The sequence below is a fragment of the Chrysosporum bergii ANA360D genome (genome assembly GCF_029891735.1).
GTDB classification, from domain to species: domain Bacteria; phylum Cyanobacteriota; class Cyanobacteriia; order Cyanobacteriales; family Nostocaceae; genus Umezakia; species Umezakia bergii.
In genome coordinates this window covers 44,035-57,615 of record NZ_JANQDH010000049.1, presented here as the reverse complement: position 1 = coordinate 57,615, position 13,581 = coordinate 44,035, and the positions used below count along the sequence as shown (strand labels likewise).

Genomic DNA, 13,581 nt, shown 5'->3' with positions numbered 1-13,581 from the left:
CATTAACAATGTATAATCTATTTTAACAGATTAATGTTAGCACAAAGCATGAAAGCTAGATATCAGTACAGATTTTACCCCACAGACCAACAGCAACAGAGTTTAGCTCGGTTGTATGGTTGTGTAAGAGTTGTCTGGAATGATGCGCTACATTTCTGCAAGCAATCTGAAAAGCTGCCAGGGTACAACAAACTCTCAGGGATGCTCACCCAAGCTAAAAAGACCGAAGAAAGAAAATGGCTATCTGATGTTTCTTCAGTGCCATTACAACAGTCTCTTAGGTATTTAGATACTGCTTACAAAAACTTTTTCAATTCCCTTAAAGGTAAGAGAAAAGGTAAAAAGGTGGGGATACCTAGATTTAAAAAGAAAACCAACTCACAATCAGCAGTGTTTACTAAGCAGGGGTTTTCGATAAAAGATGGAGTAGTGTATCTAGCCAAAATTGGGAATATCAAACCCATTTGGTCAAGAGACCTACCATCTCAACCTAGCTCAGTTACAGTGATTAAGGATTGTGCTAACCGTTATTTTCTTAGCTTCGTTGTAGAAGTTGAACCCAATATTACTGTGTCCAAAAACCAAAGCATAGGTATTGATTTGGGACTAAAGACTTTTGCCACAATGAGCAATGGAGAAAAAGTTTTAAGCCCTAGCTACTCAAAACATGACCGGAAGATTCGTAAGTGGCAGCGAAAATTAGCGCGTCAACAAAAAGATTCAAAAAGAAGAAACAATACTCGCATAAAGATAGCTAAATTACACAACCGTATCTCTGATACCAGAAAAGATTTTTTACATAAGCTATCAACCAAAATAGTTAACGATAACCAAGTAATTGTTTTGGAAGACTTGAATGTGTCAGGAATGCTCAAAAACCGGAGACTATCTAGGGCGATTAGCCTGCAGGGGTGGCGGCAATTCAGAACTTTTTGTGAGGTTAAATCTGAGAAACTTAAAAGGGATTTCCGAGTAATTGACAGATGGGAACCTACTAGCCAGATTTGCTCTGGCTGTGGGTATCGTTGGGGAAAGATTGACTTGTCTGTTCGCTCAGTGTTGTGTTTAAATTGCAATACTCTTGCAGACAGAGATGAGAATGCTGCTAAGAATATAGAAATGGTCGGCATGGGGCATCGGCACGACCTAAAATGGACAGCGAGTGACTGTAAGACTGTTTCGGCAGCGAGTTACTATGAATTGTCAAGAATCACCGACCTTCAAGGTCGGTGAGTATGTCAACGTATAATCTTAATTTACTAGCATGAGTAGGAAAAATAATGCCTTGTTACCAGGAACAACTACCCCATTACAAATTTCTCCCTTACCTACTTCCAGCTTAGGGGCTGATAGTCAACCCATCTATTTTTCCCTGGTAATTCCTACCTATCAAGAGCGGGAAAATATACAAAATATTGTCAAAATATTAACAGAAATACTCAATCAATTGCTCCCCGGACAATACGAACTAATTGTAGTTGATGATAATAGTCCTGACCGCACTTGGGAAGTAGCACAATCCTTAAGGTTAATATACCCACAGTTACGGGTAATGCGACGGGAACAAGAACGGGGGTTATCTTCAGCGGTAATTCGGGGATGGCAAGTAGCCCAGGGTAGTATTTTAGGAGTAATGGACGGAGACTTACAGCATCCACCGGGGATATTAATACAATTATTAACGGCAATTCAAGAGGGAGCAGATTTAGTAGTGGCGAGCCGTCATATCGAAGGAGGGGGGGTTAGTAGTTGGAATGTGATCAGGCGTTTTTTATCTCGTGGCGCTCAACTATTAGGATTAATTCTACTACCAGGAATACTAGGCAGAGTTTCTGACCCCATGAGTGGTTATTTTATAGTGCGCCGCTCCTGTATAGCAGGTGTGACACTTCATCCGGTTGGATACAAAATTTTGTTAGAGGTCATCGGGCGGGGAAATGTAGGCGAAATTGCTGAAGTTGGTTATGTATTTTGTGAGCGTCAAGAAGGTGCAAGTAAGGTGACATGGAAGCAATATGTAGAATACTTACACCACTTACTAAGCTTGCGATTGTCTACGGGAATGTTAGGACGAGTCAAGCAAAAAATCAATTTTCCCTTTGGTCGATTTCTGCGCTTTGGCTTAGTGGGATTAAGTGGGGTGTTGGTGGATATGGCTATACTGTATTTACTCAGCGATCCCACTACATTTGCTTTACCCCTCACTCGCAGTAAAATTATTGCTGGTGAAATTGCTATTTTTAATAATTTTTTCTGGAATGATACTTGGACTTTTGCTGATATTAGTAAAAAGCAGCAGGAGTTACATCAACGTTTTAAACGTCTTTTCAAGTTTAATTTAATTTGTCTGGCTGGGTTGGTGTTGAATGTTTTAGTATTGAACTTAGTATTTAACTTTTTGATTCCTAACCGTTATATTGCTAACCTAATTGCGATCGCTGTTGCTACTATTTGGAATTTCTGGGTAAATTTAAAACTGAGTTGGCGGGTAACTGATGTGAAGTAATCCATCCCGCCTTCGGTGAGTTACAAACTGTCAGGTTCAATACCTAACTCTCTTAGGCGTTGGGCTAAGAGCGCTGCTTTAGTTTCTGCTTCATCAGCCCTTTGACGTTCAGATTCAGCCCTTTGACGTTCAGATTCAGCCTTTTGACGTTCAGATTCAGCCCTTTGACGTTCAGCTTTTACCTGTTCAATTTCTGCTAAAGCTGCTTCTTCAGGAGTCGGTACTAATGTTCCTTCTTGCTCAAAATAACGTAATTGACCCTGGAAGATTCCTAAATATAACCCTAACTCTTGACTCCACAACCAACCCATTGCTGTGGGTGTGATGGGTTCATACTCACTTCCCACTAAATGAAATCCTGACAGTTCTAAACTATCAGGTGAGAACCAAAAATACTCAGGAGTCCGAAAGTGGTTTTGATATAGCTGTTTTTTTACCCCCCTATCTACGTTGGCTGTGGAGTTGGAAAGTAATTCAATAATTAAGTTGGGGTAAGTTCCATTTTCTTCCCACACTACCCAAGAAGTGCGGGGGCGTTTTTCGGTGTTTTTAACTAAAAAAAAGTCTGGTCCTCTGAACTCTCGGTTTTTTAACTGTTGCCGACTATAATAAATTGTCAGATTTGCTCCAATGAAGAAATTGTCTCTATCTCGCCACAACCACTCTAAGCAGGTGACTAATATTAGTAATTGGGTGTAGTGTAAGGAACTTTCCATTTCCGGTTCATCACTTAGTAACTCTCTGCAATCTGGCATTAATGCTTCTATCTGTTCTGCTGTGATGGCCATAGATTTGATTTGTAGTTGATTTCTAATTATATACTCAGGTATCTTGTCGGGGGTTAAATTTGTTTTTGAAAATATACAACTTCACCTGTAATCTGATATACTCTGAAAGTCAAAATAATTTTGGCAAATAAATATACCTAATATCCGTCAGCGCTCATGGATTTACTTAAAGCCTTAACCCAGGATTTTTTTCTACTGGGTAGCAATAAACATGGTCAAGCCAAACTCAAATTAAATAACTTATTAGTTCTATTATTGATGGTCGTAGCTATTTACTGTATTTTAACTTTTGCTTGGCCAAAAAGGTTTCTGCTTCCGGCTTGGTTTGGAGATGCAGTTTTTTGTGTCAACACACCCCAGAAGCTTTTAGCTCTGACATTTGATGATGGACCAGACCCAGTATACACAAGAGCTATTGCCCAAATACTTTTAGATTATCAAGCTAAGGGAACATTTTTTGTGTTAGGCAAGCACAGCGCCAATTATCCCAAAATTGTTCAATCTTTGCAAAAACAAGGTCATGAAATAGCTAACCATACCTGGAGCCATGATAATCTCAATGGTCAGTTTTATGATAGTATTTATCGGGAAATCTCAACAACAGATACTTTAATTCATCAATTAGGCTATTCAAACAATGTTTATTTTCGACCTCCTTTCGGTCGTGCGGGGCTGTTGGTAACTAATGTGTTGAAGGGGATGCACAAACCGATTATTTTTTGGGATGTTGATTTACAAGATTGGCGTGCTAAGTCTACTACAGAAATGATGAATATATTTACACAAAATTTCCATAATGGTTCCATCATACTTTTACATGATTCAGATGGTGTGGCCAGGGGAGGGGTATATGCTAGTCGCCACAATACTGTTAAAGTGGTGGAAGAAATTTTGAGTGCTTATATTCCCCAAGGATATGAATTTGTTACCATATCGGAGTTATTACAAAGAGGAACTGTGGTTAAAGTTAAAAATATGTGTGGAAAAAAATAAATACTAAAAATATAAAATGCTGGGTGGTGGGCTGTCTACCTCTAGCCTGAAAAAATTAAACCTCAAACTAAATGTATTTGCATAAATGTATTTGCATAATCGTTGGCGCTATATTGTTTCTGCTTCCTGGTTTCATCTTTTATTACTGCTGCTGTGGTTGATCATTGGTCTTGGCTTGCGTTTGACTAACTTAACCGCCAAGCCTCCCTGGACTGATGAGTTTTCTACTTTGGTGTTTAGTCTGGGAAATAGTTTTTTACAAGTACCGTTAGATAAAGTCATTACACCGGATGTTTTATTACAGCCACTACAACCTCAATCCACTGCTAAGATCCAAGATGTATGGCTGCACTTGAGTCAAGAAACTAACCACCCCCCCTTTTACTTTTTTCTCGGTCATTGGTGGATGCAGTTATTTCCTACATCAGCCGGTATGGTGTCTCTATGGGGGGCGCGATCGCTTGCGGCTATTTTTGGTGCAGTTTCTATTCCGGCTATTTATGCTTGGGGGTGGCTAACTTTTCGCTCTCGATTAGTGGGTCATTTGGCGGCTGCTATGATGGCCGTATCACCTTTTGGGATATTTCTCGCCCAGGAAGCGCGTCATTATACTTTAGCTATTTTGTGGGTAATTGCTTCTTTTGCTTGTTTGGTAGTGGCGGCGCGTCATATTCACTCTCAAACTCAATTACCTGTTTTTTTAGTAATTTCCTGGGTGGTGATTAATGCTTTAGGTATTGCTACTCATTATTTCTTTGCTCTGACTTTGTTAACAGAAGCATTAGTAATCATTTTTATAGTTTGGCATGAAAGCCGAACCACTGGGAAATTTTCTGTTTTGTTTTCCTCTTTTTTCCAGCGTATATATATAGTTGCTGCGGGTACTTTTGTGGCTGGTTTAGTTTGGCTACCAGTTTTTTTACAAAACAGCTATGGTAGTAAATTAACCGAGTGGATTCAGCAGCCACGGGTGGGTATTGCTTGGATTAGCCCAATTTTTCAGGCTTTCGCTGCTTGGTTGACAATGTTCTACTTATTACCAGTGGAAGCACCACAGGTAGGAATTGTGATTGCTTCCGGGTTGGTAATGCTGATTTTTTTCATTTGGGCATTACCAATACTCATTAAAGGGTGGAAGGTGCAACTACAGCGGGGAGAAAATCCTTTGATAACTCAAACAGTGGCTGGTTTAGTTGTGGCAGCAGTGGCTATATTCTTTATATTTACATACTTTCTCGGCATTGATCTGACTAGGGGCGCTCGCTACAACTTTGTTTATTTTCCCGCAGTTATAGTTTTATTAGGCGCAAGTCTCGCTGTGTGCTGGGATGATGTAAGTATAGGTAAATGGAAAATCACTGGGAAACAAGCAGTAATCCTGATGTGGGTAATGGGATTTTTTAGTGCTGTGACTGTTGTTTGCAACTTCGGTTATCAAAAATACTACCGTCCAGATTTATTTGTTGACCTGATTGAAAAAACATCCCCTGGTCAAGTACTGATTGCTACTACTCAAATCACTCATGTTCACATTGGGGAAATGATGGGAATAGCTAGGGAATTTAAAATGCAAAATTTACCTGGTTCATCTTTTTTGTTTCTTCTCGCCCATCAAGACCAAGACCCCAATACTTCCACTATAGCTTTAGATAGTACTTTAAAAAATTTACCCCGCCCCTTTGATTTATGGTTGGTTAATTTTCATGCTCCCATAGCCGAAGAGGTGAAAAAATGTGATGCAGAAACCGAAGAGTTACCAGCAATTAACGGCTATGTATATAAACTTTATCACTGCGATTAGTTACATACTTTTTGGTACACCCACAGATGATAAACCCGCGATCGCTCGCAGGTTTTGACAACGAATTAATTGATCAAAATCTAAAGTAGAATTTTTTTCTATATTAGCCATGTCCTCAATGGCAGATAATAAATACTCTGCGGCTTTGGTTTCTGAATAACCCCGGCGTTGAGCTATGCGTATCGCTGCTAAATCGGCGTTTAACTGTGATGAAGAGGATTTGTTATTGCGCCAAATCCGCACTAAAGCCATGGCGCTTAATCCCCCGGCGATGGCCACACCAACTACATCTGTATCGGCTGATTCTACTAGTCCCGCCAAAAGTCCCGCCACAACGACACCTTGATAAATATCAAATTTAAACCACTCCACCCCTGTTAACCAGCTTAACTTCTGCAACAGTAATAAATCCCGTTGCGGTTTGGTCAAGCGCAACCACAAATCAAAATTAATATATATTGGTCGCTCCCGATTCCAAGGTAAGGGAAAAGCAGCATCAATCACTTTTGGCTGTTCTGGCTTGCTGACAATTTTTATGTTCATGCGGCTAGAAGCGGGCATTATATCCAATAATCGGCGAATTTCAACCTTTGGTTCCATGGTAATAATTTGTGGTTCGTACCTGAAAATTACTGTATTAATGACATAATAATATTTAACTCCTTAACTACTAACTCAGAATTCATATTAAATGGATGCATTTGCTCCCATCCCACCCACATGGACAGGTGAAGCAGTCCACGCTTACAAGTTTTGCTGTCCTCGTTGTCACGCCAGTAGCTTGGAAGCAGTACAAGTTTGGCTGAATCGGCGATCGCCTGTAGTCACGGAAGACGGTCATCGCAAATGGCAAGAGTTTTATAATTGCCAATGTGGTTGTGTTTGGTGGGCGTGGAGTAGCGATCGACCACCAGCAGATCAAACTTTATCTTCTCAGCAAAATTAGGTTTTGTGTTTAGACCATTAATAAAAAGCCCACACTGAGGCGGGCTTTTTTTAACCTATTGCTAACACCAGTTTTAGAAACTGAAAGTAGTACGTAAAGTACCTACATAAATGGTCTCGTTAGTGTCCCTGTGTTCAGGGTTAAAGATCACCAATAAACCAGGAGTGACAAGGATGTTATCAGTTAGGCGGATCTTGTAGAGACCTTCTACGTGATAAGAGGTATTTGGTTCCGAGGCTACAGAACCGCCAGTTACTTTCGGGGGTTGTCCGAAGATTACACCGAGTACGTTTCCTTCTCTACCAAAGTCTTTGATACCTAAGCTAGCAGCCCAGTAAAAAACATCTGCATCAGGAGTACCAACTTCAGATTCTGCGGTGGTGTAACCAGCCCAACCACCAACTGTTAATTTAGAGCTAGGTTTGAAGGTAGCTTGAATACCATAGTTGTTCGATGAAGTCGCAACATTACCAAAAGGTCTCCCAGCAGTCGCAGACCCAGTACTCCCAAAAAGGTTTACACTACCACCCCTTTGATAAGTGCGGGCGTAGGTTAAACCTAGGTTTAAAGCCTTGCTGGGCTTGAAGGCCACCTGTCCAAAGATGGTACTGTTACCATCAAACAGTCCACTCTTATCGGCTGGATTATTGAATCCAGAGGGTACTAAATAAGCTGCACTCAAACTCAAAGCGCCTTTGGGATTGAGTTGTACAGTCAAACCTGCACCACCAGCACCTTGGCGATAGATGGGGCTAAAACGTCCGTAGCGAGAAAGAGCGCCGGATCCACTGCTCCTGAAGTCAGGGTTGAAGGAATCGACTCCATTCTCATAAACTTCTGCACCAGCAGCATCGATTTGGACGCGGATGGCATCACTGAGGTTAAAAGCGTAGTTAATTTTATCAATGGCAATATTGTTATTCTCATCACCATCAAACCCTAAACGGGTCATTCCGGTTCCTGTAACATTAAGACGAGGAGGAGGACCACTAGTACCACCATCAAATTGGGTTATGTTACCGGCATTCAAACGCACTTGCAGCTTGTCTTTGCCTGTAAAGCTGCTTTCTAAACTCAAACGAGCGCGGTTAGCGAAAATAACATTATCTTGGATATTACCACCACTTGTACCTGCTCTTTCATCCCCAAAAGCACCAGTTAGAGCAAAGATGGCTTCACCCTTTAACTTGGTAGTGGTAGAAAACTGATTCGCTTCTAATTCACCAGTACGAGCTTCTAAAGCATCTACACGACCGCGCAGGGTTGCCAATTCGGCAGAAAATTCTTCTTGCAAGCGCTGTAATGTAGCTAGGTCTTGTCTTGTAATTACATCGGCGGTTGCAGTAGCAATCAGTTCATTAACTCTGTCTAAGCAAGCGTTTAAACCAGCAGCGAATTCATAACGAGTTAAAGCACGGTTACCACGGAAGGTGGCGTTGGGATAACCAGCCACACAACCGTAACGCTCAACCAAGGATTGCAAAGCTTGAAACGCCCAGTCTGTAGGTTGTACGTCGGAAAACTGAGACACAGAGGTTACTTGACCAATGCTATTACCATCTTGAGACAATTGAGCAATGGTTGTTTGCTGATTAACCTCAACAGCTAAAGCACTGTTAGCAGCAAACAATGTAGCAGCAATGGCTGGACTAAGCTTGAGAGTATTCCAAAGTAGTTTTGTCATGTTTTTAGTTTCACTCACACCGAATCATTGAAGTCAGGAAAAAACTGTTGTTTTTTCAGCCGATTCACTTAAGTCTCCAGTTAGCAATATAGCAAAATTTAGCTCACCAGCACAAGTGAATCTTTATTTTTTTACACTATCACAATTCAGAACTAATTTCTTTGCCGAGAGAATAATAATTCGCCGCTTATACCGAAACAATGCTCCTTGGTGTTCAAATTCCGTTAGCATCCGTGTTACAGTGACACGGGTCATATTTAATACTTCTGCTAGTTCCTGATGAGTAATGTTATAGTCAATCAATTTACCCTGTGGTAGATCCCTGCCAAATTTTTCACTTAACCACAGCAAAAATTTACCCACACGTAAGGACATTGGTTTGAGATGTACAATGCTTAAAAGCTCTTGTGAATGTCTAATATGAGACAAAAATGCCTCAAGGTTTGTATACCAGAGGTGGCGGGGTATCATGCTGACCTTTACATCTGTCATACATTCAATTTGGTAGGGTTCAACCTTAGATAGTGAGTAGCCAATCACATCCCCATCGCCCCAATAACCAAGAGTAACAAATGTTTCATCATTAAAGGTTAAAGTGCGAACTACTCCTCGATCAATGCGCCAGAGTACATCATTCTGAGAGGGAATCAATTCTTTACGGTAAAATAATCTTTGCGTTAAATCCGCAGCACTACTATATGTATTTGATACTTTTAGTAATGACTTGGGTGCTAGATGTGTGGTAGACATTATGCAACTTTTGGTAGAAGTACAACCAGTGGTGCTGATGCCAATCAAAACTCTTGGACTACAGCATTGATAGACAAAATCTGGGATATTTATTGTCTGTAAATACTATAATTGAGCAAGGTTAAGAGAAGGTTATGATTAGGTTAAATTTAGGTTAAATACCAAAAGATGTAGAAACCCCAGCATCAAAAGTAGGCTGGGGTAGTTTATAAAAGTTGTCCAGTGACGATATATGCTACCCTTTGTCCAATGTTAGTGGCGTGATCCGCCATGCGTTCCAAAGAACGAATTGCTAGTCCTAGGAGTAAAATCGGCTCCACTACTCCGGGTACATCCCGTTGTTGGGCTAAGGTTTGATAAACACGGTCGTAGGCATTGTCCACAGCATCATCCAGTTGCTTTAAACCTCGTCCACCAACCTCATCCAAATCAGCTAAAGCTTTTAAGCTAGTTGCTAACATTGCTTGTGCATGGTGGGACATATTTTCAACTTCTGGTAAAGACTGATGAGGCGGATAAGGAAAGATTTTAATGGCAATATGAGCTAAATCCTCAGCATAATCGCCAATGCGCTCTAAGTCTCGCACCAACTGCATAAAAGCACTTAAAAAGCGCAAATCTTGAGCTGTAGGTGTTTGCAGCGTCATGATTGCTGTACAATCTAATTCTATTTGTCTATAAAAACGATCAATTTTCTGCTCTAATCGAGGGAGTTCGTCAACTGCGGTTAAATCACGGGCAAAGAGGGCTTGATGGCTAAGGCGAAAGGATTGTTCCACCAAAGCCCCCATGCGTAGCACGTCCCGTTCTAAGCGTCTAATGGCACGTGCTAGTTGAGTGTTTTTCGGGTTGGGGTTGTGATCATACAAGGCGGCTATCACACTTATAATCTTAAAGTTGAAGATATTATTAAATATAATCTTGGCTTCGGCAGTTTGCCATGACTTCAGGAAGTTGAAACTGCACCCAAGCCCCACCGGTTTTAGGATGGTTCATAGCTTGGATGGAACCACCATGGGCGAGAATAATTTGCCGGACAATGGACAAACCTAAACCATTACCCAAAATCGTCCCCAAGGTTTTATTCTCAGGAAAGGAGGAATGGGTCCTGGCTTTATCTCCTCTGTAAAATCGCTCAAAAACATAAGGTAAATCTGCTTCAGAAAAACCTAATCCGTAATCAATCAGATTTATTTCTAAAACCGAGCCTCCCCCATGGCCATTATGATTACCTTCTGCTGCTACGATTTTAGCTCGGATTTGGATGGAAGTACCAGGAGGACTGTATTTAATGCTGTTAGCCAGCAAATTGAGAAAAACTTGATAAATGCGGGCTGGATCTGCTTTAATCCATAAATTTTCAGGACCGGAATAGTCAAGTAACAAATGTTGCTTTTGCGTTAATGGTTCTAAGGTTTGCCAAGCCGATGCAATCAGCGATCGCAGTTCCAAAACTTCTAAATGCAGTTGCATAGTTGGGTTAGCTTCCATTTCCGTTAGTTCTAACCAGTTTTGTACCAAATTAATCAGGCGATCAACTTCCTGCATCAGCTGATTCGACCAACGATTTAAGGGCGGCTCTAAGCGGTTTTGTAAAGTTTCCACAAGTAAACGAATGGAAGTCAATGGGGTTCTCAGTTCATGGGCTAAATCCGAAAAAGAGCGATCGCGTTCTTGACTCAAGTTCTGCAAAGGTTGGCGGTTTTCCAGAAATACCCCTACTTGCCCATTAGGTAAAGGTAAACTGGATGCTCGCAAACTCAAGGATTTTACAGTTGGTATCTGTACCGCGTCATCACAAGAGGGATGAAATACCCACTCATTTGTTTGTGGTTGTTGCCAATCACGAGTTTGCTCAATTAAATTATCCAGTTCATAGGACCTGACCAACTCCAGCAACAGTCGCACTTGCCCTGGTTGCCAGCTTTGCAGATACAATATTTCTCGGGCTTCCTGATTACACCACAGCAATTGATTTTCTTCATCTACCTGCAAATATCCCACCGGCGCAAAATCCAGCAGGTCTTGGTAAGTTTCTAGTGAATGTTGACGGTCTTGTCGCTGTTGCCTTATTCTTGCTATTTCCAGCTGCAAACGAGGTATTAGCGGTAGCACTACTTTAGAGTGACCAGGGCCTAAAGGTTGCAAAACGCCCACCAAGTAGCGCTTCAATTCAACCTGTTGCCAAATCCACAAACCAATACCCACCGCTAAACCCAGAAAAAAACCCAATAAAAGCATTCGAGTGAAAGTTGCTAGTTGCTTTGTGACTACTAAAAACTAACAACTATTTCCATAAATTATCCGAACCTGTAGCCAAAACCTCTCACAGTCACAATGTATTCTGGATTACTCGGATCTCTCTCTACTTTTTCCCGTAACCAGCGCACATGAACATCCACAGTTTTGGTGTCACCCAGAAAATCTGAACCCCAAATTTGCTCTAACAATTGCTCACGAGACCAAACCCGTCTGCTGTAGTTCATAAACAATTCCAGCAAGCGAAACTCTTTCGGTGCAAGAGTTACCTCCCGACCACGAACCAGCACACGGCACTCTTGAGGAAGCAAGGTGAGATTCTTGTACTTCAGAACTGGCAAGTTTGGCAAGTTAGTTAAACCTTGGCGACGGAGTAAAGCACGACAGCGCGCCACTAGCTCCTTCATACTAAAGGGCTTAGTTAAGTAGTCATCGGCTCCTACTTCTAACCCTAAAACCCGTTCAGCTTCGCTGCTTTTGGCACTGAGAATTAATACTGGTACGGTGTTTCCTTTATAACGCAGTAAGCGGCAAATGTCTATTCCATTGATATAAGGTAGCATCCAATCAAGAATGACTAGGTCAAAACCAATTGCCCATGAGTTGGGTTCGCAACTGTTCAAATAATTTATGGCTGACCGCCCATCTGATGCAGTGGTTACTGCGAAACCCTCGTCTTCCAATGCTACAGATAGCATCTCTTGGATTAGTTCCTCATCTTCTACTACCAGAATACTAGTCCTTTGTTGGATATCTGTTCTGGTGGAATCCCTGAGTAATTCACTGGTATACATTGATTACACAAATGTCTAGGTTTGTGGTTGTATTAATTAAGATGTGGTTAATGATTGTATGAGGTTTTTGTGATCAACTATTAAATATTTAATCACAGTAGCTTCATTTTTCCAATACAGTGACTTGTTTATAAAGAGTAACACAAATAACAATATTGTTAGTGGCAGTAGTATTTTTGGCAACTTAGCCAGGTGAATTTTGGGTTAGTTGGGATTTTTCGTTGATAATATAAAAATAACCCCCTACGTAAACGTATGGGGTTGTAGTCCCGAAACCAAGTTGTACCCAGTGTTGATGAAAATGTTTAAGCAGTTACTGATCTGTTTTATCAGGTCTACCGTTGTTTAAAGGTCTTTTTTGCTGATTTTTTGTGGTTTCACTGACTTTTTTATCAGATGTTTGCTGAGAATTAGCTTGTTGGTTAGACATAAGACTTGATTGGAAAATTAACTACAAGTCTGAATACATCTCAGATATGAGCAATTCCAGAAAATACTAAAATCTTCCAGTCGTGATACTTACCTGTATTTATCTTTTGGTATTTACTAAGGTAGATATTTTTGTACTATCACCCAACCAGTCACGCATACCCAGGTAAAACCTGCAAACAGAATCATATTAACACCAATATGTAAAGGTCTAGCCCAAGAACGCCCGGTGTTAATTTGTCTAGCAGCGAAAGCAGACAGTAAAACCAGCACTACCACCATTAACCCAGCTATCAAGTGTGATGAGTGGCCTAAAGAACCAAAGTGTCCTAAAGTGCCAACAATTCCAATCATTAGCAGCAGCAGCACTAAACTAACCATAGTGATGCCAATTGTATAGTGCAGCGATCGCACGTCTTTCCGTCCGCCCAATAACCAAGGGAAACCGGGTAAATACCGGGAAGTTCTGTCTTGAAACATCCAAATACCCGTAAACAAGAGTAGCAAATACGCCAGTAGCGACAACCCCATAGACCAGGCGGCTATTTTCCACAACCAAATAAAAGAAGGTAAATTCATAACCTTGATAGAGTCAATCAATAAAAAGGGCTGCTAAATTTGCAACCCTGAA

At 41.0% G+C, this 13,581-nt stretch carries 13 protein-coding genes; 5 read left to right on the top strand and 8 right to left on the bottom strand.

The genetic code is table 11. The features are described from left to right. The first annotated feature begins 33 nt into the window (after positions 1–33). Together NWP17_RS07770 and NWP17_RS07765 are read left to right on the top strand one after the other, a co-directional pair. A complete protein-coding gene (locus NWP17_RS07770) occupies positions 34–1,233 on the top strand; it encodes an RNA-guided endonuclease InsQ/TnpB family protein (RefSeq protein WP_280654341.1) in 1,200 nt (399 codons plus the stop codon). Positions 1,234–1,264: 31 nt separating this feature from the next. After that, entirely contained in the window at positions 1,265–2,506 is a 1,242-nt protein-coding gene (locus tag NWP17_RS07765; protein WP_280654340.1) for a glycosyltransferase, read from the top strand. A 20-nt stretch (positions 2,507–2,526) separates the two neighbouring features. Here NWP17_RS07765 and NWP17_RS07760 read toward each other — a convergent pair whose 3' ends face one another. After that, on the bottom strand, positions 2,527–3,294 hold the full coding sequence (locus NWP17_RS07760; RefSeq protein ID WP_280654339.1) for a Uma2 family endonuclease: 768 nt from the start codon (positions 3,292–3,294) through the stop codon (positions 2,527–2,529). Positions 3,295–3,450: 156 nt separating this feature from the next. Here NWP17_RS07760 and NWP17_RS07755 point away from each other — a divergent pair, with 156 nt between their 5' ends. Then, entirely contained in the window at positions 3,451–4,287 is an 837-nt protein-coding gene (locus NWP17_RS07755; RefSeq protein WP_280654338.1) for a polysaccharide deacetylase family protein, read from the top strand. Positions 4,288–4,372: 85 nt separating this feature from the next. Then, complete coding sequence (locus NWP17_RS07750; protein ID WP_280654337.1) at positions 4,373–6,088, top strand: glycosyltransferase family 39 protein; 1,716 nt, start codon at positions 4,373–4,375, stop codon at positions 6,086–6,088. On the opposite strand, the gene NWP17_RS07745 is transcribed toward NWP17_RS07750, so the two are convergent. Beyond that, positions 6,089–6,688, bottom strand: coding sequence for a DUF3318 domain-containing protein (locus tag NWP17_RS07745; RefSeq protein ID WP_280654336.1), 600 nt, complete (start codon positions 6,686–6,688; stop codon positions 6,089–6,091). A 91-nt stretch (positions 6,689–6,779) separates the two neighbouring features. Here NWP17_RS07745 and NWP17_RS07740 point away from each other — a divergent pair, with 91 nt between their 5' ends. Then, positions 6,780–7,034, top strand: a complete 255-nt coding sequence (locus NWP17_RS07740) for a hypothetical protein (RefSeq protein WP_280654335.1) — start codon at positions 6,780–6,782, stop codon at positions 7,032–7,034. Between the two features lie 73 nt (positions 7,035–7,107). Here NWP17_RS07740 and NWP17_RS07735 read toward each other — a convergent pair whose 3' ends face one another. The 6 genes from NWP17_RS07735 to NWP17_RS07710 all read right to left on the bottom strand — a co-directional run bounded on the left by NWP17_RS07735 (position 7,108) and on the right by NWP17_RS07710 (position 13,529). After that, positions 7,108–8,718, bottom strand: coding sequence for an iron uptake porin (locus NWP17_RS07735; RefSeq protein WP_280654334.1), 1,611 nt, complete (start codon positions 8,716–8,718; stop codon positions 7,108–7,110). A 123-nt stretch (positions 8,719–8,841) separates the two neighbouring features. Beyond that, positions 8,842–9,468, bottom strand: coding sequence for a Crp/Fnr family transcriptional regulator (locus tag NWP17_RS07730; RefSeq protein WP_280654333.1), 627 nt, complete (start codon positions 9,466–9,468; stop codon positions 8,842–8,844). Positions 9,469–9,674: 206 nt separating this feature from the next. After that, complete coding sequence (gene phoU / locus NWP17_RS07725; RefSeq protein ID WP_280654332.1) at positions 9,675–10,349, bottom strand: phosphate signaling complex protein PhoU; 675 nt, start codon at positions 10,347–10,349, stop codon at positions 9,675–9,677. Positions 10,350–10,377: 28 nt separating this feature from the next. Next, entirely contained in the window at positions 10,378–11,709 is a 1,332-nt protein-coding gene (locus NWP17_RS07720; RefSeq protein ID WP_280654331.1) for an ATP-binding protein, read from the bottom strand. A gap of 59 nt (positions 11,710–11,768) precedes the next feature. After that, positions 11,769–12,521 (bottom strand): winged helix-turn-helix domain-containing protein, encoded by a 753-nt coding sequence (locus NWP17_RS07715; RefSeq protein WP_280654330.1) that lies wholly within the window; start codon positions 12,519–12,521, stop codon positions 11,769–11,771. A gap of 546 nt (positions 12,522–13,067) precedes the next feature. Beyond that, on the bottom strand, positions 13,068–13,529 hold the full coding sequence (locus tag NWP17_RS07710) for a DUF4079 domain-containing protein (protein ID WP_280654329.1): 462 nt from the start codon (positions 13,527–13,529) through the stop codon (positions 13,068–13,070). Positions 13,530–13,581: the final 52 nt, after the last annotated feature.

Coding starts and splice junctions, on each gene's coding strand:
- NWP17_RS07720 (WP_280654331.1), bottom strand. CDS start 11,709: ATGCTTTTATTGGGTTTTTTTCTGGGTTTAGCGGTGGGTATTGGTTTG.
- NWP17_RS07765 (WP_280654340.1), top strand. CDS start 1,265: ATGAGTAGGAAAAATAATGCCTTGTTACCAGGAACAACTACCCCATTA.
- NWP17_RS07750 (WP_280654337.1), top strand. CDS start 4,373: ATGTATTTGCATAATCGTTGGCGCTATATTGTTTCTGCTTCCTGGTTT.
- NWP17_RS07740 (WP_280654335.1), top strand. CDS start 6,780: ATGGATGCATTTGCTCCCATCCCACCCACATGGACAGGTGAAGCAGTC.
- NWP17_RS07710 (WP_280654329.1), bottom strand. CDS start 13,529: ATGAATTTACCTTCTTTTATTTGGTTGTGGAAAATAGCCGCCTGGTCT.
- NWP17_RS07735 (WP_280654334.1), bottom strand. CDS start 8,718: ATGACAAAACTACTTTGGAATACTCTCAAGCTTAGTCCAGCCATTGCT.
- NWP17_RS07760 (WP_280654339.1), bottom strand. CDS start 3,294: ATGGCCATCACAGCAGAACAGATAGAAGCATTAATGCCAGATTGCAGA.
- NWP17_RS07730 (WP_280654333.1), bottom strand. CDS start 9,468: ATGTCTACCACACATCTAGCACCCAAGTCATTACTAAAAGTATCAAAT.
- NWP17_RS07745 (WP_280654336.1), bottom strand. CDS start 6,688: ATGGAACCAAAGGTTGAAATTCGCCGATTATTGGATATAATGCCCGCT.
- NWP17_RS07770 (WP_280654341.1), top strand. CDS start 34: ATGTTAGCACAAAGCATGAAAGCTAGATATCAGTACAGATTTTACCCC.
- NWP17_RS07755 (WP_280654338.1), top strand. CDS start 3,451: ATGGATTTACTTAAAGCCTTAACCCAGGATTTTTTTCTACTGGGTAGC.
- NWP17_RS07715 (WP_280654330.1), bottom strand. CDS start 12,521: ATGTATACCAGTGAATTACTCAGGGATTCCACCAGAACAGATATCCAA.